General features: G+C 62.9%; 24 protein-coding genes. 13 read left to right on the forward strand and 11 right to left on the reverse strand.

The annotated features are described in order from the left end of the window. Positions 1 to 44: 44 nt before the first annotated feature. Both H1D44_RS18015 and H1D44_RS18020 read right to left on the reverse strand, forming a co-directional pair. Positions 45 to 542: an SRPBCC family protein gene (locus H1D44_RS18015; RefSeq protein ID WP_181516578.1), complete on the reverse strand. Its 498-nt coding sequence runs from the start codon at positions 540 to 542 to the stop codon at positions 45 to 47. 9 nt (positions 543 to 551) lie between these two features. Then, the gene (locus tag H1D44_RS18020) at positions 552 to 1,175 is read right to left on the reverse strand and encodes a LolA-like protein (RefSeq protein ID WP_181516580.1); all 624 of its coding nucleotides are present in this window, start codon (positions 1,173 to 1,175) and stop codon (positions 552 to 554) included. 107 nt (positions 1,176 to 1,282) lie between these two features. On the opposite strand from H1D44_RS18020, the gene nfo reads away from it, so the two are divergent. Both nfo and H1D44_RS18030 read left to right on the forward strand, forming a co-directional pair. Next, positions 1,283 to 2,131 (forward strand): deoxyribonuclease IV, encoded by an 849-nt coding sequence (gene nfo / locus H1D44_RS18025; RefSeq protein WP_181516582.1) that lies wholly within the window; start codon positions 1,283 to 1,285, stop codon positions 2,129 to 2,131. Between the two features lie 191 nt (positions 2,132 to 2,322). Continuing rightward, a complete protein-coding gene (locus H1D44_RS18030; RefSeq protein ID WP_181516584.1) occupies positions 2,323 to 2,481 on the forward strand; it encodes a hypothetical protein in 159 nt (52 codons plus the stop codon). A gap of 126 nt (positions 2,482 to 2,607) precedes the next feature. Here the strand turns inward: H1D44_RS18030 and H1D44_RS18035 are convergent, their stop codons facing one another. Next, positions 2,608 to 4,191, reverse strand: coding sequence for an MFS transporter (locus H1D44_RS18035; protein WP_181516586.1), 1,584 nt, complete (start codon positions 4,189 to 4,191; stop codon positions 2,608 to 2,610). Between the two features lie 121 nt (positions 4,192 to 4,312). Between H1D44_RS18035 and H1D44_RS18040 the strand changes: the two genes are divergently transcribed. Beyond that, positions 4,313 to 5,104, forward strand: a complete 792-nt coding sequence (locus tag H1D44_RS18040) for a helix-turn-helix transcriptional regulator (protein ID WP_181516588.1) — start codon at positions 4,313 to 4,315, stop codon at positions 5,102 to 5,104. Here H1D44_RS18040 and H1D44_RS18045 read toward each other — a convergent pair. Together H1D44_RS18045 and H1D44_RS18050 are read right to left on the reverse strand one after the other, a co-directional pair. Then, on the reverse strand, positions 5,086 to 6,111 hold the full coding sequence (locus H1D44_RS18045) for a Rossmann-fold NAD(P)-binding domain-containing protein (RefSeq protein WP_181516590.1): 1,026 nt from the start codon (positions 6,109 to 6,111) through the stop codon (positions 5,086 to 5,088). The genes H1D44_RS18040 and H1D44_RS18045 overlap by 19 nt on opposite strands. Beyond that, positions 6,108 to 7,133 carry an NAD(P)-dependent oxidoreductase gene (locus H1D44_RS18050; RefSeq protein ID WP_181516592.1) on the reverse strand — a complete coding sequence of 342 codons (1,026 nt, stop codon included), beginning with the start codon at positions 7,131 to 7,133 and terminating at the stop codon, positions 6,108 to 6,110. Before H1D44_RS18050 ends, H1D44_RS18045 begins: the two co-directional genes overlap by 4 nt. A 129-nt stretch (positions 7,134 to 7,262) precedes the next feature. Here H1D44_RS18050 and H1D44_RS18055 point away from each other — a divergent pair, with 129 nt between their 5' ends. After that, positions 7,263 to 7,841 (forward strand): TetR/AcrR family transcriptional regulator, encoded by a 579-nt coding sequence (locus tag H1D44_RS18055; protein ID WP_181516594.1) that lies wholly within the window; start codon positions 7,263 to 7,265, stop codon positions 7,839 to 7,841. Between the two features lie 81 nt (positions 7,842 to 7,922). Here the strand turns inward: H1D44_RS18055 and H1D44_RS18060 are convergent, their stop codons facing one another. Both H1D44_RS18060 and H1D44_RS18065 read right to left on the reverse strand, forming a co-directional pair. Then, positions 7,923 to 8,312 carry a VOC family protein gene (locus H1D44_RS18060; RefSeq protein WP_181516596.1) on the reverse strand — a complete coding sequence of 130 codons (390 nt, stop codon included), beginning with the start codon at positions 8,310 to 8,312 and terminating at the stop codon, positions 7,923 to 7,925. A 26-nt stretch (positions 8,313 to 8,338) separates the two neighbouring features. Continuing rightward, a complete protein-coding gene (locus H1D44_RS18065) occupies positions 8,339 to 9,505 on the reverse strand; it encodes an MFS transporter (RefSeq protein WP_238984574.1) in 1,167 nt (388 codons plus the stop codon). A gap of 67 nt (positions 9,506 to 9,572) precedes the next feature. On the opposite strand from H1D44_RS18065, the gene H1D44_RS18070 reads away from it, so the two are divergent. Next, entirely contained in the window at positions 9,573 to 10,115 is a 543-nt protein-coding gene (locus H1D44_RS18070) for an Lrp/AsnC family transcriptional regulator (RefSeq protein WP_181516600.1), read from the forward strand. A 7-nt stretch (positions 10,116 to 10,122) separates the two neighbouring features. On the opposite strand, the gene ada is transcribed toward H1D44_RS18070, so the two are convergent. Continuing rightward, on the reverse strand, positions 10,123 to 11,232 hold the full coding sequence (gene ada / locus H1D44_RS18075; protein WP_181516602.1) for a bifunctional DNA-binding transcriptional regulator/O6-methylguanine-DNA methyltransferase Ada: 1,110 nt from the start codon (positions 11,230 to 11,232) through the stop codon (positions 10,123 to 10,125). 290 nt (positions 11,233 to 11,522) lie between these two features. On the opposite strand from ada, the gene H1D44_RS18080 reads away from it, so the two are divergent. After that, positions 11,523 to 12,344 carry an alpha/beta fold hydrolase gene (locus tag H1D44_RS18080; RefSeq protein ID WP_181516604.1) on the forward strand — a complete coding sequence of 274 codons (822 nt, stop codon included), beginning with the start codon at positions 11,523 to 11,525 and terminating at the stop codon, positions 12,342 to 12,344. Between the two features lie 12 nt (positions 12,345 to 12,356). Continuing rightward, on the forward strand, positions 12,357 to 12,701 hold the full coding sequence (locus H1D44_RS21280) for a VOC family protein (RefSeq protein ID WP_338073554.1): 345 nt from the start codon (positions 12,357 to 12,359) through the stop codon (positions 12,699 to 12,701). Here the strand turns inward: H1D44_RS21280 and H1D44_RS18090 are convergent. Next, on the reverse strand, positions 12,677 to 13,384 hold the full coding sequence (locus tag H1D44_RS18090; RefSeq protein ID WP_181516606.1) for an ArsR/SmtB family transcription factor: 708 nt from the start codon (positions 13,382 to 13,384) through the stop codon (positions 12,677 to 12,679). The genes H1D44_RS21280 and H1D44_RS18090 overlap by 25 nt on opposite strands. A 126-nt stretch (positions 13,385 to 13,510) precedes the next feature. Between H1D44_RS18090 and H1D44_RS18095 the strand changes: the two genes are divergently transcribed. Next, positions 13,511 to 13,873: an antibiotic biosynthesis monooxygenase family protein gene (locus tag H1D44_RS18095; RefSeq protein ID WP_181516608.1), complete on the forward strand. Its 363-nt coding sequence runs from the start codon at positions 13,511 to 13,513 to the stop codon at positions 13,871 to 13,873. A gap of 83 nt (positions 13,874 to 13,956) precedes the next feature. Here H1D44_RS18095 and H1D44_RS18100 read toward each other — a convergent pair whose 3' ends face one another. After that, the gene (locus H1D44_RS18100; RefSeq protein ID WP_181516610.1) at positions 13,957 to 14,664 is read right to left on the reverse strand and encodes a glutathione S-transferase family protein; all 708 of its coding nucleotides are present in this window, start codon (positions 14,662 to 14,664) and stop codon (positions 13,957 to 13,959) included. Between the two features lie 111 nt (positions 14,665 to 14,775). Here H1D44_RS18100 and H1D44_RS18105 point away from each other — a divergent pair, with 111 nt between their 5' ends. The 4 genes from H1D44_RS18105 (at position 14,776) to sigJ (ending at position 17,620) form a co-directional block, all read left to right on the forward strand. After that, complete coding sequence (locus H1D44_RS18105) at positions 14,776 to 15,735, forward strand: WYL domain-containing protein (RefSeq protein ID WP_181516612.1); 960 nt, start codon at positions 14,776 to 14,778, stop codon at positions 15,733 to 15,735. Between the two features lie 81 nt (positions 15,736 to 15,816). After that, positions 15,817 to 16,254, forward strand: a complete 438-nt coding sequence (locus H1D44_RS18110; RefSeq protein ID WP_181516614.1) for a VOC family protein — start codon at positions 15,817 to 15,819, stop codon at positions 16,252 to 16,254. A gap of 161 nt (positions 16,255 to 16,415) precedes the next feature. Further along, complete coding sequence (locus H1D44_RS18115; RefSeq protein ID WP_181516616.1) at positions 16,416 to 16,748, forward strand: putative quinol monooxygenase; 333 nt, start codon at positions 16,416 to 16,418, stop codon at positions 16,746 to 16,748. Then, a complete protein-coding gene (gene sigJ / locus H1D44_RS18120) occupies positions 16,748 to 17,620 on the forward strand; it encodes an RNA polymerase sigma factor SigJ (RefSeq protein ID WP_181516618.1) in 873 nt (290 codons plus the stop codon). The genes H1D44_RS18115 and sigJ overlap by 1 nt, the downstream gene beginning before the upstream one ends. On the opposite strand, the gene gcvA is transcribed toward sigJ, so the two are convergent. Next, entirely contained in the window at positions 17,615 to 18,535 is a 921-nt protein-coding gene (gene gcvA, locus H1D44_RS18125; RefSeq protein ID WP_181516620.1) for a transcriptional regulator GcvA, read from the reverse strand. The two genes, sigJ and gcvA, sit on opposite strands and share 6 nt — an antisense overlap. Before the next feature lie 140 nt (positions 18,536 to 18,675). Between gcvA and H1D44_RS18130 the strand changes: the two genes are divergently transcribed. Then, the gene (locus tag H1D44_RS18130) at positions 18,676 to 19,389 is read left to right on the forward strand and encodes an FMN-dependent NADH-azoreductase (protein ID WP_181516622.1); all 714 of its coding nucleotides are present in this window, start codon (positions 18,676 to 18,678) and stop codon (positions 19,387 to 19,389) included. Positions 19,390 to 20,040: the final 651 nt, after the last annotated feature.

Here is a 20,040-nt window from a genome sequence, read left to right on the forward strand (position 1 = left end):
AGTGACTTGAAGCATACCGTCTGCCCAATGCCTCCTCCAACGTATTATGGTTCCAACCTCGGGATATCGCCTGCCGACATCAGGCCGAGTTCATCGAGATAGCGCACGAGCCCCAGGCGCCCGTCACTCATCATGGCCTGATGATTCCAGACAACCAATGGCCGTGCCACGTGCGAGAAAAGGCTCAGCCATGGCCGTGCCGTGCGCACCTGCCAACAATAGCCGACCCGGGTGCCTTGCCCTGCCTGTTGCAACTTCCAGCTGCCCAGACCGGCCACATCGCCGCTCGCCGCGCCTACGATCAGGCTAGGCTCATGCACCCGCACGATACAAATCGTGAAGCGTAGCGAGTAGCCCAGGCGGCTCTTCCAGGTGAAGCGCTGCGTCCGACCGATGCCTCGGTCATCGCCGGTCGCAAGTGGCTGCACATCGATGAGCCCAGGCCACCAGTCAGGCCAGTGCAGCGAGTCGGTCAAGGTATCGAAGACAATATTGATCGGCGCGTCGATGTGCCAGGTGGTGTCGAAGTCGAAGTTCGCCATGAGACGGGCCTAGGGATCAAAGTCATCCGGAGCGAAGCTCGGCTCCAGGGACACACCCTCGAGGCGAACGCTCTCGAGGCGCTCGCCCCTTCGGCCGTAGCTGATCACTCTGGATGGGAAAAGCGTTTCGTCGTCGAGCCAGAGGTCGTAGCGTGCCACTTCGTGTATCGAGCGACCGGGTTCGGCCTCGACCACGATATGCTGCACTGCCTTGCCATCCAGTTCGGACGCCCCCAGCTCGCGCGTAACGCCATGCCGCTGCAGCTGCTGGACATTGCGCAACAGGGTGCCAATATCCGACTGATCCACACGGTGCCCGCGTGAGCTACGTACCATGCGGTTGGTGGGGCGTAGAGAAATACCCCGGCGCTTGCCCGGCGAGCCGAAGGGCCACAGCTTCACGTATCCGGTATCGGGACGGTAGATCAACACCGCTCCCCGATAGGGTGCTTCCAGGTCCATGCGCACATTACCGGGACGCTGGTAGCTGTAGCGGATCACCTCCTCGCCACCGCTGCCCTGGCTGCGCAGTGTCAATCGATAGCCAGACAAGGCGTCGATGCGCGCCAGTGCCGCAGCGATCGGATCTTGTCCTGCGCTATCGCTCATGGCGACCATCAGCAGGTGCAGCATGGCGACTCTCCTCGACTTGCCTCTCTCCCAGAGACTAGCAGGGCCACGGGGCAGGCGAGATATCGAGCATGCTATCGTAGAGGCCTTGCCCACCATGGAGAGGCCAAATGAAATACCTGGGTGCCCACGTCAGCGCCGCTGGCGGCCCTGACCAGGCCGTACTGCGCGCCGTCGAGATCGGTGCAGATGCCTTTGCCCTGTTCACCAAGAACCAGCGCCAGTGGCGGGCCAAGCCCTTGGACGACGCCACCATCGAGGCCTTTCGCAGCGCCTGCAAGAAGCACGGCTTCGGCCCCGGCCAGATCCTCCCCCACGACAGTTACCTGATCAACCTCGGCCACCCGGACAAGGCAGGGCTGGAGAAGTCACGCGCCGCCTTTCTCGACGAGATGCAGCGCTGCGAGCAGCTCGGCCTCACCCTGCTCAACTTCCACCCCGGCAGCCACCTGAAAAAGATCAGCGAGAGCGAGTGCCTGACCCGCATCGCCGAGTCGATCAACCACGCCCTGGCCGAGACCCGCAATGTCGTCGCGGTGATCGAGAACACCGCCGGCCAGGGCACCAACCTGGGCTGGCGCTTCGAGCACCTGGCCGAGATCATCGAGCAGGTCGACGACAAGTCACGGGTCGGCGTGTGCATCGACACCTGCCACGCCTTCGCCGCCGGCTACGACCTGCGTACCCCCGAGGCCTGCACCGCCACCCTCGACGAGTTCGGCAAGGTGGTGGGCTTCGAGTACCTGCGCGGCATGCACCTCAACGATGCAAAGAGCGAATACGCCAGCCGGGTCGACCGCCACCACAGCCTGGGCCAGGGCAACATCGGCCTCGACGCCTTCACCACCATCATGCGCGACCCGCGCATCGACGATATCCCCATGGTGCTGGAGACCATCGAGCCCGAGATCTGGGCCGAGGAGATCGCCTGGCTGCGCGCTCAGATAGCAGTCGACTGAGGCTTCGCACCCGCCGGACAAGCTCCCGGCGCAGTCACTTTCCAGTGGTGGGTAAAACTTAATTGCGGCCATTGAGTCAAATCATTTGTCGGCCAGCAAGAAAGCTGCCACCTTGGATCGTGTAGGTAAACCTCTCTTGGGGACAGTGACGTCCCGAGGGGCGCCCCATCTACCCGCAGGAGGACATGCACATGGGTTTCATCGGAATACTGGCCGTGAGCGTGGCCGCAGTGGCGCTAATGGCCCTGGCCTACGCCATGAGCGAGAAGCAGAGGCACCCCGTCCGCAAGGAAGTACGCATCGAAGAGGATGAGCGCGCCCCTTATCGGAATCGCTCGCAGCACGACTGAGCGCCAACACATCGACATCACAGCCCCTGGCACATTGGGTGCCAGGGGTTTTTCGTTCCTCGGGCCGCTGCGCGGCGGCTGAGAGTCGTTGACTGACGCCATCGCGGGTTGTGACGCTATAGCTGGCTAGAGCGAACAAGGCTCGCCCTTCTCTCCAGAAGACTCCTGGGGCTCGCCCCCTATCGCCCCGACATGGCGCAGGCTGACGATGGAGACTACGGCCAGCGCCAGGATGGCGATGCCGCCCACCGTGGCGGTCACGTTCAGTCCCGCGGTGAAGGCCTGCTGGGCTTCCAGCAGTACGCCGGCAGGCAGGCTATCGCCGGCCGCAACGGTGGCCCACAGGCTCTCCTCTACAATGCCCGCCGTCCCGGCGACTTCGACATCGGCCATCGTCGCGCTGACCTGAGCGCGATAGACGAAAGTGGCCAGGCTGCCGAGCAGGGCCACACCCAGCGCAACACCCAGCTCCTGCACCATCTCCGACATGGCCGAGGCCGAACCGGCCTTCTCCGCCGGTGCGGCACCCACCACCAGATCGGTTCCCAGGGCAGCAATGGTGCCCAAGCCGAGATAGACCAGCGAGAACCCGGCAATTGCCATGCCCACCCCGCTGGCGTTCACTTCGACGGCGGCCAGCAGCCAGTAGCCCAGCGTAGAGAGCGCCAGGGCAGCGCCCACCACGTAACCGGGACGAATACGCCGGGCAATCAGCGGCGCCATGATGCCCGCCAGCACCATCGCGAGCGCCGGTGGCCCCATCCACAGCCCCGCCGCCAGCGGTGTGAGCCCCGCCACCAGTTGCAGGTACTGGGTCACCAGCAGCATCACACCGGACACGCCGACCAGCCCCACCAGCAGTACGATCAGCGCGGCACTGAACGTACGGCTGCCGAACAGCCGCATGTCGAGCAGCGGGTCTTCCAGATGCTGCTGGCGGCGCACGAAGACCAGCGCCATCAACCCACCCAGCGCCAGTGCCAACAGAGGAACGGGCTCGAGCCCCAGCTTGGCGAGCTCCTTGACCCCATAGACTGCCGGGAGTACGGCCGCCAGCGAAAGCGCCACGCTGGCGAGATCCAGCCGACCACTGCGTTTCGCACGGTACTCCGGCAGCAACAGCGGGGCCGCGACCAGCAGCACGATCACCACCGGCACCGCCACCAGAAAGGCCGCTCCCCACCAGAAGCGCTCCAGCAACACCCCACCGACTACCGGCCCCAGCGCCATGCCCAGGGCGAACATGGTGGCCCACACGCCGATGGCCAGGGCGCGCTGGCGCACGTCGCCGAACATGTTGCTGATCAGTGCCAGGGTGGAGGGCATCAGCGTCGCGCCGGCCACGCCCAGCACTGCGCGGGCGGCGATCAGCATGGCAGCACTGGTGGAATAGGCGGCGATCACCGACGTGATGCCGAAGGCCACGGCACCGATCATCAGCAGCCGACGACGACCGATGCGATCGCCCAGCGTGCCCATGGTGATCAGAAAGCCGGCGATCATGAAGCCGTAGGCATCCATGATCCACAATGCCTGAGTACTGCTCGGCTGCAGATCCGCCGCCAGGGCGGGCAGGGCCAGGTAGAGAATGGTGACGTCGAGACCGAGCAGTACGGTGGGCAGCGCCAATACCGCCAGACCGGCCCACTGCTTGATACCTGCTCGCTGACGAGCGCTGCGCGAGCCGGACGCTTCATCGAGGGAAACCATGCCATGCCTCCTTTCCGTAGGGTTGGCATGGTAGTCTTGGCTCATACTGATAGGGTTACAATATAGCCAGTTATCCTATTACTATGGGTAACTACTATAGGTAACTTCCTGGAGCACTGCCATGGCCGGACGCAGCCTCGACAGAACCCGCAGCGAACTCACCGAGTTCCTGATCCATCATCGCAGCAAGCTGACGCCGGCCGACGTCGGCCTGCCTTCCACCGGGCGTCGGCGCACGCCCGGGCTGCGGCGCGAGGAAGTGGCCACCCTCGCCGGGGTGGGACTGACTTGGTACACCTGGTTCGAGCAGGGGCGCGATATCAACGTCTCGGAGAGCTTCGTGCTGAAAGTCTCCAAGGCCCTCAAGCTCGACGACGCCGAATGCTGCCACTTGTTCCTGCTGGCCCATCGTCGCCCGCCGCCGGTGGAAGCCTACCAGTGGCAGGAAATCCCGCCCCTGGTGCAGAGGATGATGAACGACATGCCAAGGCCGGCCTATGTGATGAACCTGCGCTGGGACATCATCGCCTGGAACGCCGCCGCCGATGCCCTGCTCGGCTTCAGGGACAGGGAGCCCGGCGAGCGCAACATGATGCGCCTGCTGTTCGCCGACCCGGCGCTGCGCAGACGCCTTCCCGGCTGGCGCCAGGACGCCTCCCGCCTGCTGGCCCAGTTTCGCTGCGACCTGGCCGCTGCTCCCGAAGACCCCGCCATGCAGGAGCTGATCGAAGCGCTCGCCAAACTGTCGCCGGACTTTCGGCGCTGGTGGGAGCAACCCAACCACGAAGCCTATCGCTACGGCATCGGCACGCTCATCGATGCCGACTCGAACCAGAGAGAGTATCAGCACACCACGCTGCTGGTGGACGAACACCGGCATCTCCGGATGGTGGTTTACTTCACCGCCGACTGACCGGGCACCGGACAGGCGCGAATCGACACGCCAGCGGTCCTCAATCGTTCTATTGCATCTTCCGGCTGCAAGAGAGTCTCGGGATGATAGAGTCCAGGGGCGACCGGCTTGCTTCCATCCAGACCCAGCAGGCGCTCGATAGCCAAAGCCAAACCCATGCCGCTCATGCCCTGGTGAAAGTCGCTATCCTCGATGACCCAGCGGGTACGCTGCGACTCGCCATACCTCCCCACCCCTGCGACATCGATGATCAGGCGATGACCGGGAGGCGAATCCTCATCCTCGCGCATGGCCGCATCGATACGTACCGACATGGCATCGGTTACTGCTGCCAAGCTGACCACATCCAGCAACGGATAAGCCTGCCCTTGGCGAGTCACGCCGTCTATATCCATGAAGGTTCGCTGGGCTTCCGCTCCTGCAGCCCAGACCCAATGGCCGTCTACGAGCATCAGCGGATGAGGTGCAATACCCGCGACACGCGACATATCCGCCTGGGCCGTCGGCCCACCCATGTCTGCCGGTGAGAAAATGGCGGCCATCTCGATGCTATTCACTCGCTGAAAGTCGCGAACGGCATGCAAGGTCGCCAGCACGGCGATGCCGCCCAGAAAATGGCCGAGCAGCAGCACGGGAGCCGCCGTCGGCCGTGCAATCGCCAGTGCCACCTCCGGGCCGATGTCGAAGGCATAGTCGGATATCGCTACGTACGGCACGCCATGCGCTTGTGCGAATTGCAGCGCGTTCAGCGAGTCGTCTTTCAACAGTACGACCACGGCACTGAACGCGGCGCTCCCATCCAGCCCAAGGTCGTCCCGATCCAGATCGACGGCAACGGCTGAGACATGCCCGATCTCCGAGGCCAGTTGGCGGGCCTTGCCGAGGTCACGCCCGGCGATGGCGATCGGCAGCTCAGGGTGCATGCTGCGCAGCGAACGGGCGGCTCGTGATCCGACACGACCGGCGCCACCGATCAGCAGCACGGGGTCAAGGGTCGAAGCATTCATGGCCCAACCTCCGGCTCGAGATCGTGGAAGCGGGCTCCGAACTCCTGCATGCGCTGCACGAAATAAGCCGGATCGAGAAGACTGTTGGGCAGGTAGAGCCCCGGTGCTACCGGTGCTGCCCCGTCAAGGCCGAGCAGCCGCTCCACGCCGAGCGCCACGCCCAGTGCCGTCAGCGGCGCCTGACCCGCGGGGTGCACGATACCCTGCCGAACACGGCGGGGGCTGCCGTTCCGCTCCTGTCCACTGACTTCGAGCAGGATCTCGGTGGAAAATGGCTCGCCCCTGCGACGGCTGGACGTCTCACCCAGAGCAAAGTCGAAACGGATCGACTCTACGTCGGTGGCTCCCATCATGCTGAGCAGGTCCAGATTGCCAAAGGCGGTTCCTGTCACGGGCGTTCCATCCAGCATGGTGAAAGTACGTCTTGCGCTCTCCCCTTGCACCCATAACCACTTACCCGACTCGCGCATCAGCGCACTCGTGACGGCGCCGGTCTGGCGGTCGTAATCGGCATGAGCCGCCGGCCCGCCCATGTCCTGCTCATCGAGTACCGCGGCAATTCGGATGGACCGAACCGTGGCAAAGTCTCGTACCAGATGCAGCAGCGGAAGCGTCGCACTCCCGGCCAGCCAGTTACTCATCATGAGAATGGCCGAGCGCTTGGGAGCATTGATGTGCAGCGCAACCTCCGGGGCTATCTCGAACGCCGCTGTCGAGATTCCCAGGTGCGCCACTCCCTGCTGCTGGGCATAGCGCAAGGAGCTCAGGGTATCGTCCTTCAGGAACGTGACCACGGCACTGAAGCTCTGGCTTTCCAACCCCAGCCCTGCCTTTCCAAGCTCGACTCTTGTCGCCTCGGCCTTTCCCAGCGCCTGGGCGATGGCAGTCGCCTTGGCCATGTCGCGCCCACCAATGGCAAGCGGCAATTCTGGATACAAGCGCCGCAGTGTTCTGGCGGCTTTCTCCCCCACCACACCGGAGCCACCAATGAGCAGTACCGGATGCTCAATTCGTCGAAACATGACAGTGTCCTCTCAAAACCTACGGTTAGTAACTTACCTTTTGTAGGTTACGCATGGTAGGTTATCCTCGTCAAGGACGGAGTGCGACGTCATGGAAGCGGGATACTCAAGAGATGCGGGAAGCTAGACATGACCAAATCGGCAAGAAGACTGACGAAGGCCGAGCGCCGCAAGCAACTGCTGGAGACAGCCTTCGACATCGTGCAGAAAGAAGGCACCGATGCTCTCACCCTGGGGTACCTGGCCGAATGCGCCGGCGTCAGCAAACCCATTGCCTATGAGCACTTCGGCACACGAGCCGGCCTGCTCATCGTCATGTACCGACAGCTCGATCATGCCAAGGAGGTGGCTTTTCTTGCTGCACTCGACAAGGCGCCACGCCATCTGGAGAGCATTGCCCAGGTCGTGGGACAAGCCTATATGGAGTGCTATACGGACGTCGGGCCGGAATGGCATGCCCTATCGGCGGCTCTGAAGGGGGCCGAAGAGATGGAAGCGGTGCAGCAAGAACTGCTAGATCATTATGTAGATCTCTACCAGGAGGCACTACGCCCTTACTGCAACCTTGACGAAGGGACGCTGCGAATGCGCTGCATCGGCATCATCGGCGCAGGCGAAGCGATATCGAAAGAGATGATCCGCGGCCACACCGACATGGCGACAGCCGCCAGCTGCCTGGCTTCGCTCATCGTCTGCTGGTTGAAATAACCGGAGGCAGACGACTCCAATACGAAGCGTATCGACCAAGCGCTTGTCTACCATCAAGTCTTGATAGGCCGGCTGGCTTATTCACTCTCTCGGATAGATGACGAAGGCCAACTTATTACCATCGCAATCGCGTACATAAGCCGCATAAAAACCTTCGGCATACTGAGGCCGATAGCCCGGGGCACCTTCATCGCTGCCGCCGTGATCGATGGCGACTCGGTATAGCGTGTCGACCTGCTCCGGTCTTGCGAACTGGAAGGCCGTCATGGTGCCGTTCCCCACACCGGCTTCCTGACCATCGAAGGGATAGCCAACAATGAACCTGGGAAAGTCGAGATCAGTCTCTTTGCCGTAGGAGACGCAGGCTTCGTCTTTCCAGCAAACGTCCCAGCCCATTTCAGCGAAAAGCGGATCATAGAACGTCAGCGCTTTCTCCAGGTCCCGGGTTCCGACCATGGTGTAGGCGATCATGCTGATATACCTCCTTTACCGACTCGTCATGCTTCCGAATGGCAGCGTAGCTCAGCCTGCTTTTTGCGCCACTGGCCCAGCGCCCAGCCCAGGGCCGGCAGCACCAACATCGCCGAGGCCCAGGCGCAGGCGGCAAAGCCGAAGTGGGTGAAGATCGGCCGATAGAGCAGCGCGCCGACGAATACGCACAGATAGGTGATGGCGCTATACAGCCCCATGATGGCACCCCGCTGCGCCGGGTCGATTTCGGCGAGCTGGCGCATGAGCAGGTTCAAGCCGAGATGATTGGCCACGCCCCAGGCAAGGCAGAGCCCCAGCAGCACCAGTGGAAGAGCGGCAGCCGCCATTAATCCCAAGTAGACCAGCATCAAGCCGGCAAAGGTGACACAGGTGGCGGTCGCACCGTAGCGATCGACCAACCGACCCAGCGGTGCGGCGGCGCCGAAGCCCAGGCCATAGACGGCAATCGCCAGCCCGGCGAAGGACGTGGGAAGCTGCAGCACCTCGCCCAGGTGTGGGCCGAGATAGGTGTACAAGCCGTAGAACGCCGTCATGTAGGCCGCCACGTTCAGCAGCACCGAATGAATGCCGGGAATTCGCAGGGCCTTGAGGGTTGAACTCGGCGCCTCACCGACCGTTCTCACGCCCCAATCGTGGCAACGCGAGATCTCCAGCGCCAGCCCCACGGCAGCCAGCGCCAAGAGGGAGAAGACGGCACGCCAGTGCAGCAGATCGGCCAACAGTGCCGCCAGGCCGACCCCGACCACCAGACTCAGCGTCCATCCCGTCAGCACGAAGCTCAGCGTCTGGCTCTCGCGCCCCTTCTCGGCCACCTGAGCGGTGAGGGTATAGATCGCCGGCAGCGCCACGCCCGCCGCCAGGCCGGCCAGCGCCTGGGCGACGATCAGCATCCACAGCGTCGGCGAAAGCGCAGCGGCGCCCAGGGCAGCCGACAGCACCAGCAGCGCGCGCATCAAGGCACGCTCGGCGCCGAGGCGATCGCTCAGCGAAGCCAGCATCAGTGCACTAAACGCCGTGGCCAGGCCATAGAGCGCCGCGGCCGTCACCACATCGGCGGCGCTGCGGCCCGCAAACGATACCGCCACCGTGGCGGCGATAGGGCTCAGCGCCAGCGAATTGGCACCGATCACGGCAATGGCAGCGGTCAACAGGAGAACGCGACGAGAGATCACGACTCGCTCCATATGGGGTTCGAGATTACCATTGAAGAAAGGAATCACATTCGGAGCAATCTAGAAAATGCCGAATTCTGAAAAAACAGAAATCATTCGGAACAAGGGGCTGGAAGCCCGCCCTCTGGACACCTTCGACCGAACGATATTAGGCGAGCTGGCGGTGGACGCCGGGCTCAGCTATGCCGAACTTGGCAGCCGCGTGGGGCTGTCGGCACCGGCCGTGCACGAACGAGTGAAGCGGCTGCGCGCCACGGGGCGCATTTGCGGTACGGTGGCGGTGCTGGACGGCCCCGCCACCGGCAAACCTTTCCTGGCCTTCGTGCATGTCGATACCACCGGGGGCAGCAAGAGCCGCACCTTCAGGGCACTGTCCGAACTGCCCGAACTGGAAGAGATCCACTCGGTGGCCGGCGACACCTGCACCCTGCTCAAGGTGCGCTGCGCCAGCAGCCGGGCGCTGGAGGGCCTGCTCGCTCGGCTCTACGCCATGCCGGGCATCAAGGCCACACGCAGCTACGTGGTGCTCTCCACCTATCTGGAACGCACGCCTCAAGCGGGCATTACCGAAGCGCTGGAAGAGCCGCCCATGGACGAAGCTCCGCGCTGAATTTACTTCATTCCCGTATCTTCTCCGGCACGGCGGCATCCGCCAGTGCCGCCTCACGCTCGAGCAGCGTGCGCTTTCTCTCCACCCCCCAGCGGTATCCGGAAAGCGCACCATCGCTACGCACCACCCGGTGGCAGGGCACCGCCAACGCCAAGGTGTTGGTCGCACAGGCCCGCGCCACGGCGCGCACCGCCTTGGGCGAACCGATGCGAGCCGCCAACTCGGCATAGCTTAGCGTCGTCCCGATGGGGATCTCGGTCAACGCATGCCAGACACGCCGCTGAAAGGCAGTGCCACGAACGTCCAGCGGCAGGGACAGCGCACCCTCGGGCGCCTCGACGAAGCCGGCCACCGTGGCCACCCATTCATCGAAGGCGGTATCGCCGGGTATCAGGCGGGCCGTAGGAAAGCGGTCTTCCAGCTCGCGCAGCAGAGCTTCAGGGTCGTCTCCCAAGGAGATGGCGCAGATGCCCTTGTCGCTTGCCGCTACCAGCAGCGCGCCCAGGCTGCACTCGGCCAGCGCGAAGCGGATCTCGGCGCCTTGGCCGCCTGCCCGGTAACGCTTCGGTGTCATGCCGAGCATGCGATCGGCGCCGGCATAGAAGCGTCCGCTGGAGTTGAACCCCGCCTCGTACATCGCCTCGGTGACCGTCTCACGCTGCGTCATGGTCTGGCGCACCCGGTCCGCACGGCAGGCGACGGCGTAGGCCTTGGGCGTGAGCCCGGTGACCGACTTGAACACCCGGTGGAAATGAAAGCGGCTCAGCCCCGCGGCTTGCGCCAGCTCATCGAGAGAAGGCAGGTCCTCGGCGGCTTCGATGAGCCGGCAGGCGCGGGCAATGCGCTCGGCGTTACGCTGCGCCAGCGAGCCTTCCTGAGGATGACAGCGCCGGCACGGCCGATAGCCGGCCTGCTCTGCCGCCGCCGCGTCGGCATGGAACTCCGCATTCTCGCGACGTGGCCGACGCGACGGGCAGGTCGGGCGACAATAGATGCCCGTGGTGCGTACCGCGTAGACGAAGGCGTCATCGGCGCTGGCATCACGATTCGATACTGCCGCCCATTTCGCCTCATCGGAATCGAAGGCGGCAAGTGAGTCGCTGGTTGTGTCGATCATGGCGGGCCCCGCTGTGGCTTCGGCGTTCTCCGAGAGTTCAGGATGAGCCCAATCCCCGCCTGGCACACTCCGTCTCTTGCTTTCAAAGTGAACTGATCATTCGCTGACAAACGCAGCATAGCATCACCGAGTCGCTCATTTTTTTGACGGTAAGCAGGGAGCAAGGGTTTACCCGAGCATCGGCTCTATCCATAGGAGCCACTCCTCTATGCATAGAGAATGAAAAGATAATCGTTCTCATATGAAGATTGGAGTGGTAGTCTCCACGTAAGAGGCGAGAGGAAATGCTCATGAACCGGATACTCATCAATCAACTCGATATCGCCTGGACGGCGTCAGGCCAGGGGCAGCCTGTCATACTGGTACACGGCTCATGGGACACCCATGCCGCCTGGGATCGGGTGGCTCCCGGGTTAGCTCAAGAGCTGCGGGTCATTCGCTATGACCGTCGCGGCCATGGGGAAAGCGAGTGCTTGCCAGGCCAGGGGCGCTACAGCGAAGACGTGGACGATCTATGTCAGTTGATCGAGGCCATGAGCACTGACACCGGCATCGTGCACCTTATCGGTCACTCCTATGGCGCTACCATCGCCCTGTTGGCTGCCGATCAGTGTCCTGAACGTGTCGCCTCGGTACTGGTCCACGAACCGCCGATATTCGGCCTTCTCAAGCAGGACAAGGAGCACAGGGGTTTGCTGCCGATCATTCAACAACATATCGACCAGGCCATGGCGCTACTCGAGAACGAGCGTGACGCAGAGGGGGCGCGCTATTTTGCCGATCACATTGGCTTCGGCCCGGGCTTCTGGGATGGCGTGCTGACTGCCGAAATGCGTGCCAGCTTCATCACCCATGCCCCGACATGGCTGGATCAAGCGCGTGACCCGACGCGCCTCGATATCGTGCCGGAACGCTTTTCCAACCTTCAGGTGCCGGTCTGCCTGACGACAGGCACCCATGGACTACCTTGGTACGCTCCCACCATGGCGCAACTTGCTCGGCTCATTCCCGATGCTCGTCTCGTCACCGTTCCGGGAGCCGGTCACGCCCCTCACCTGACCCATCCCGACCCGTGGGTCCAGTTGGCCCTGGACTTCATTGGCAAGCATTAAGATTTGTAGCCATTGGCTGAGCTCTGCAGGCGCCTAGATCACGACGCCAGAGTCCGGACAGCTGCTACCTTATCTGAAAATGACCATCGCCCCGGCAAGCACTTACTTACCGGGCAAGGCCTATCTCTTCGCACTCTGCCGAGTCGGCCTGGCCCGTTGGCAGGAGGCAGCATGGATTTTCTCGTCAACCTGGACGTGGACGATCTGGAACGCGCCATCGCCGCCGGTGCCACCCAGGAAAAGCCCATCATCACCGATCGCTGGGGCAAGCTGGCGTTGATGGTCGACCCCTTCGGTCACGGCTTCTGCTTCGTGCAGTTCCTGAATCGCGGCTACGACGAGATTTCGACCGCTTGATCGCTCGCCAGCGAGTCGATCACGAAGCCGAACTCATTCGCCAGGGCCTGATGCCCCAGCTCGCTGATGCTCACCACCCGCGAGTGCTTCTGCCGGTCGATCCAGCCGAGCTCCAGCATGCGCTCGGCCACGGCGGCGCCCAGCGCCCCGCCGAGGTGATCGCGCCGCTCGCTCCAGTCGAGGCAGGGGTAGGCAAAACGCCGACGGCGCTTGCGCAGAGTCGCAACATCGATGCCGAAGTCGGCAAACCAGACCTTGCCTCGCTCCGTCACGTCCATGGCGTCGCCGTCTACTACCAAGAACTCCCTCTCGAGCAGCACGGCCGTCAACCGTGTGCCCAACTCCCCCGCCAGGTGGTCGTAACAGAATCGCGCAGCCCCCATGGCACCGGCCGGTCGCCTCACCTTCATCGGCTTGGCCACCACCATCAGCGCCTCGACGACATGCGCCACCTCGGCCGATGCCAGCCGGTAGTACTTGTGTCGCCCTTGAGCCGTCGACTCGATCAGCCCATCGCGCTGCAGTCGCTTGAGATGCTCAGTCGCCGTGCCCGGCTGCACGCCGCAGCCGTAAGCCAGCTCCTTGGCGGTCAAGGCCCGCCCTTCCATCAGCAAGGCGAGCATACCCATGCGGGTCGGGTCGCCAATGGTGCGAGCTAGGCGTGACAGGTCCGGCTCAACCATCGTTAGCTCTCCACCTAACTGTTTCTGTCTGACAAGCATAGGCCAACGGGACACAATCTGACTTCACCCCTTGGACATCTTTCGCAGAGCAGTCAGTTGCTCAACCGCAGGAACAGGAGATTCCCAATGATCGCCGTAATCTTCGAAGCCATTCCCAATCCCGAGCGCCACGAGACCTACTTCGATGTCGCCGCCAGCCTGAGGCCGCTGCTTGACGAAATCGACGGATTCATCTCCATCGAACGCTTCGAGAGCCTCACCCAGCCGGGCAAGATCCTCTCGCTCTCCTTTTGGCGCGACGAACAGGCCGTCGCTCAGTGGCGCCAGCTCGAGCGCCACCGTGCAGCCCAGGCTCAGGGCCGCAATGTGGTCTTCGACGACTATCGTCTGCGCGTGGCCACGGTGATGCGCGACTACGGCATGCACGAACGCCAGCAGGCTCCCACCGACAGCCGCGAGCGTCATGATGCTTCGTCTGCTTCCGGATAAAGACATCGCCCCGGTAAGCCCTTACTTACCGGGGCGGGTCCATATTCTTGGCGAGGCAGCTCGATCTCTTCACCCACGCCCACCTAGGCAGCCAATCGCGACTCCAGTTCACGCAGGCTCACGTGCCCCTTGAAGTGGCCCAGCCCCGCCGGCTGCTCGCCGCGCTCGATGGCCTCGGCAAACCGCACGGCAGGATCGTCCCTGAGCTTCGCCAGGAGCCGAGCCAAGTTGGGATACTCCTGCTTCACGTCGAACAGACGGTGATACTCGGCCCAGCGGGCGATACCGACGAAGTAGGCATCCGCCACGCTGCGCGCATCGCCCAGCAGCCATTCCCGCTCGGCCAGCAGTTCATTCAGATAAGCACAGCTCTCTGCCACCGACTCGTGCCCCAGCCGGCGCAGCAGCGCCTGCTCCACACCGCTCATTCCTTGCGTATCGTAGAGCGTCCAGAGTGGGCCGAAGGCGGCGAAGAAATCCGTGTTGAGGTAGGCCAGCATCTGGTTGAGGCGATCGAACTCCCGACTGCCCTGCGCGAAGCCCAGCCGAGCTTCGGGGTCACGGGCCGCCAGATGCTGCAGAATCGCCTGGCTCTCGGTAAGAGGCTCACCGTCTTCGAGTAGCAGCGCCGGTGTCTTGAAAAGAGGATTGATCTTGGCATAAAGCGCATCCCAGGGCTGCTCCAGCATCTCGATGCGGCACAGGCGATAGGGCTTGCCCAGCCACTCGAGCGCCACGATAGAGCCGAACGAACAACCTTGCGGTACGCCATAGAAGAGAACGGGTTCCATTGCCTTGCTCCTTGTTGATGAGAAAGCCAGCGCCCTCTGCGCTTGGCCTTGTCAGCAAGGTAATGGCTAAATAGGGCGAATCATGTCCTATTGGAAACAGGAACTTTCAGCGTGGCCAATCCCACCGTTCGCGTGCTGACACTGCTCGAACTGCTGCAGGCCCATCGATACATGAGCGGCCGGGAGCTGGCCGAGCGGCTGGGCATCGACCGCCGTACGCTGCGGCGCTATATCCAGACGCTGGAAGAGCTCGGGATTCCCGTCACCACCGAGCGCGGACGGCACGGCGGTTACCGCCTGATGCCGGGCTTCAAGCTGCCGCCGCTGATGTTCAACAGCGAAGAGGCACTGGCCGTCTCGCTAGGGCTGCTCGCCGCTCAGGGGCTGGGCATTGCCGAAACGGCCCCGGCGCTGCAAACCGCGCGGGCCAAGCTGGAGCGGGTCATGCCCGCCAGGTTGAAGCAACAGGCACAGGCGCTGAACGAGAGCGCCCGGCTGGAATTGCCCGCGGCCAGAGCGCCTGGCGACGAGCGCCTGCTGCTATTGTTAGCCACCGCCACCCAGGCCCGCCAGCGCGTGCGGCTCGACTACCGCGACGACCGGGAGCAGCACACCCAGCGCGTGCTCAACCCCTATGGCCTGGTCTTCCGCAGCGGGCGCTGGTACGTCAGCGGCTGGTGCCACTTGCGCCGCGATCTGCGCAGCTTCCGTCTCGACCGCATCATTGAGGCCACACCGCTCGAGGCCAGCTTCGACAGGCCGGCCGACTTCGATCCGGCCGCACATCTTGCCCGCAGCATCGCCAGCCTGCCCCGCGCCGTCGCCGTCAGCGTGCGCCTGCACACCGATCTCGCCCATGCCGTCGAAGAGCTGGGTCGCCATATCGGCGTGTTCACTCCCGACGGCAGCGCCGTGCTGCTGTATGCCCGTACCGACAGCCTGACCTGGTTCGCTCGCCAGCTCGCCCATCAGCCCTACGACTTCGAGATCCTCGATCCACCCGAGCTTTGCGACGCCCTCGCCCAGCAGGCCGTCCGCCTCAAGCGTCTGGCCGTCCAAACTGACCAATAGAAAATGAGCGTGTCTGTCGAAAGCGACTATGTTGAACCGATGTAGGGAAGCGGTACCAACAACAACCCCTGGAGATTCACCATGCACCTTTCCACTTACCTGATCTTCGACGGCAACTGCCGCGAAGCCTTCGAGTTCTACCAGCGCTGCTTCGATGCCAAGCTCGAGGCCGTATCCACCTATGGCGAGATGCCCGCCAGCGAAGGCATGGAGATACCTGAGTCAGCCCGCGACCTGATCATGCACGCCCGCCTGCGCATCGGCGATCAACTGCTGATGGCATCGGACAATGCCCCTTTCTGCCCAGCCCCCTATGAAGGCATCAAGGGCGCCAGCATCGCAGTGGGAGTCGACTCCGTTGAGCAGGCCGAAAAGCTCTTCAATGCGCTGGCCGACAACGGCACCGTGCAGATGCCGCTCGAAGAAACCTTCTGGGCTCACCGCTTCGGCATGCTGGTGGACAAGTTCGGCGTGGCCTGGATGATCAACTACGACAAGGAGGAGCAGGCCGCCGCTTAGCGCAGCACGGCTTCCTTTCTCAGCCGTCCGCGGGCCTTGGCCACCGGGCGGCTGCTCTCACATTGCAAACATGCAGCGGCTCATGTCACACCATCGCCTCCTGAATCGTCATTACCGTGACGGCCTAAGGGCCATCATCACCCACGACACAGGAGCGACACATGAGCCAGAACACCCTTTTCATTACCCACAAGGCGCTGCCCGGCAAGCGCGACGAAGTACGGCGCGCCTGGGAGACCCACCTCGCTCCCAGCATCGAGGCGCGCCAGGTCCACGACGCCTATTTCTACTGCTACGATGACAGCGATCCCGACACCATTCGCGTCTTCCAGCGCTATACCGCCGGCACAGATCCCCAGGCCTTCATGCAGGGGCCGGCCTACGATGCCTATATCGCTGCGGTGTCGCCCCTGCTTGCCCATCCGCCCGTGATCCATGCCGCCACGGTGGCCTGGGCCAAGGACAGCTCAGCGACGACAGCCGAGACAGCCTGATGCCATCTGCCGATTTTCTGCGCTTCGAAGAGGCCCGTCCCATGCTACTGGGGCTGGCCTATCGCATCCTCGGCTCGCGCGCCGACGCCGAGGACGCGGTGCAGGACACCTTCCTCAAATGGCAGGCGGCGGATCGTGAGGCAATCGATTCGGCCCACGCCTGGCTGACCACGGCCTGCACGCGACGCTGCCTCGATCTGCTGGGCAACGCCCACCGGGCCAGGGTCGACTACGTCGGCGCCTGGCTGCCCGAGCCCATCCCGACTGCTGTCATATCCGATGCGGAACGCAGCCTGCAGCTGGCCGACTCGCTCTCCACCGCCTTCCTGCTGCTGCTGGAACGCCTCTCGCCCAAGGAGCGCGCCGCCTACTTGCTGCACGAGATCTTCGACACGCCCTATGTCGAGATCGCCGCCATGCTCGAACTCAAGGAGCCGGCCTGCCGCAAGCTGGTGTCACGGGCACGGGCAAATTTACAGGGGGCCGAAGAGCGACACGCCCCGCCGCCCGAACGTCAGCAGGCACTGCTCGAGGCCTTCAGACTCGCCGTTGCCGAAGGCGCCACGGTACGGCTAGCCAACCTGCTCTCAGCCGAGGTGCGCCTCAGCGCCGATGGCGGCGGCAAGGTGCCCACTCTGCTCGAGCCATTGCATGGCATAGAGGAAGTGCTGGATTTCCTGGTGAGCCGGCTGCGCGGCTACTGGTCCGACTACCAATGGCGCGAGGCCGATATCAACGGTGGCCCCGGCTTCGTGATGCATCGAGAAGGAAGTGTCGTCGCGACGGTGACCTTCGGCTACGACCGCTCAGGGCAGGCCACCGACATCTTCATCGTGCGCAATCCCAACAAGCTGGCACGGCTGACGTCATGACGAGCGCTCGACTATCTCACGGCAGCCGCTCTCTCTGGCTTGGGGATCCAGCAACCCGATGATCCACTCGCGCACGGCGGCGATGGCCGGCTCCTCAAGTCGCTCAGGCGGGTAGACGAGCTGAAAGGGGGCGGCCTTTATCTCAGGACCGAATGGCTGCACCAGGCGCCCCTGATGCAGCTCCTCCTCGATCAAATACTGGCTCATCAGGGCTACGCCCTGGCCATCCAGGGCCGCAGCAATGCTATGGGTCTCGTCGGAAAACACCAGCCCAGCACTGACATCGAGCTCCGGCACCTGGACCTGGCGCTGCCAGGCCGCCCAGTCCAACGGTGCGGGCGAAGAGAAGTGCAGCAGCGTGTGGCGCACCAGTTCGGCCGGTTCATGCAGCTCCAGCACGGGGCTGCAAACGGGGACGAAGACATTGTCGAACAACTTCTCCGCAACCAGCCCGGGCCAGGGGCCCTCGCCATAGCGGATCGCCATGTCGGCGGCGACGCCATCCAAGGCAACCACTTGGTGTGAAACCTGAATGCTCAGGTCGATCTGCGGGTGGGCATCGCGCAGCAGGCAGACCCAGGGCAACAGCCAGCGCGCGGCCACGGCCGGCGTGGTGGAAAGCGTTACCGCCTGCCGCGCCGGCGGACGGCGCAGCTTGGTCACCGTCTCGGCGATGGCATCGAAGGAGTCGCTCAGCACGGTAAGCAGCGCCTGGCCCTGAGACGTCAGCACCAGTTGCCGCGGCCGTCGCACGAACAGGGCCACCCCCAGGCTCTCCTCAAGCTGGCGGATCTGATGGCTGATCGCCGTCGGCGTGACCGAAAGCTCCTCGGCAGCGCGCTTGGCGCTGAGGTGGCGCGCCGCCGCTTCGAAGGCGCGCAGGGCGGAGAGCGAGGGGAGTCGTCGCGGCATCATGGATGAGTTTTATTTTCCAATATCGAAAAAGAATCGTCGCTTGTCGCCCCGCCTGACTTGAGGCTTATATGAAACGAGCCACAAGCAAGGCTGAGAACAACTCATTCAAAAGATCCTACACCCAGTGACGGAGAAAACCCATGACGCGTTTACTTCACCTCGATGCCAGCCCACGCCCCGGCCGCGCCGGCACCCACGACCACGGCTCGCACACCCGTCGGCTGACTCACCACTTCGTTTCCCGCTGGCACTCTCTGGTGCCGGATACCGAGGTCGTCTATCGGGACATCGGCGCCAACCCGCCTCCATTGACCAGCGTCGAGTGGATCGAGGCCGCCTTCACGCCCGCCGAAAATCGCAGCGAATCCATGCAGGCAGTGCTTGCCGAGAGCGACACACTGACCAATGAGGTCGAGCAAGCCGATATCCTGGTGCTCGGCGTACCGATGTACAACTTCGGTCCGCCGGCCGCGTTCAAGGCATGGATCGACAATATCGTCCGCCTGGGCCGCACCGTCGACTTCGACCCACAGTATGGAGCCCACCCTCACCTGCCGCTTGAGGGCTACGTGCCGTTGCTGGCCGACCGGCCCCGCCAAGCGGTGCTGCTCTCCTCCCGCGGCGCCCATGACTTCGACCCGGGGCGCCCCCTGGCGGCTCTCAACCACCTGGAGCCAAGCGTGCGCACCGCCCTGCAGTTCATCGGCATCGGCGGCTTTCACAGTATCGCCATCGAGCATCAGGAAGAGGGCGGCGAGGCACTGGCGGCCTCGACCAGAAGCGCCCTGGAGCGCATCGACCGGCTAGTCGAGCAATTGCATAGGGAAATGGCTGGTGTTCCGCTGCCAGCATGAGGATAGCGCCTTGAAGCGCTCGACCATATCTCAAGCGTCGAGCGCTCCACTCCTCCGTTAGCATGGTAAAACATTGGGAAAGAAGGGATTGAATAGTTACTGATCGCGAGTTCTCCCTCTACCGGGCTCGCTTTAGAACAAGGGCGAATAAGATATTGTTGAGATATTTTCAGTCTGGAATACTTGAGCAGAAAGTCAATTGAGCACTAAACGAGGCTAAAGATCATTCCGGACCGCCTGCTGTGAATCTTAAATTAAATATATTTACTATAAACAGCTACCGGTTGCCTATGACCTTAAAGCTATTCAGTACCACAATAAAAAAACACATGAGCTCTAAAGAATGGCTCAGCTTAATCTCCATGCCTCAACAAGGCCGCCGGCCTGGCCCTGACCACTTCTCTGAAGCCAATAATAACTCATCTTGACGCACACCCACTACAAATAGCATGGAATTATATTAGTTTTTTAAAAACTAGGCGAGAACCTCACCTAATTCATGGTACTCATTATTTATTAGCAACTATGCATTTAGAGAGACCTCATTATAACGACCACTTATCACAAAAGAAAGATGGCGGTCTCAATGACCAAGTGCAACACCTGACCCATCAGGTATCGTGTTGCCATGCCTCATTGCTATCGCCACCT

This window comes from Billgrantia kenyensis (assembly GCF_013697085.1).
Taxonomy (GTDB): Bacteria; Pseudomonadota; Gammaproteobacteria; order Pseudomonadales; family Halomonadaceae; genus Halomonas; species Halomonas kenyensis.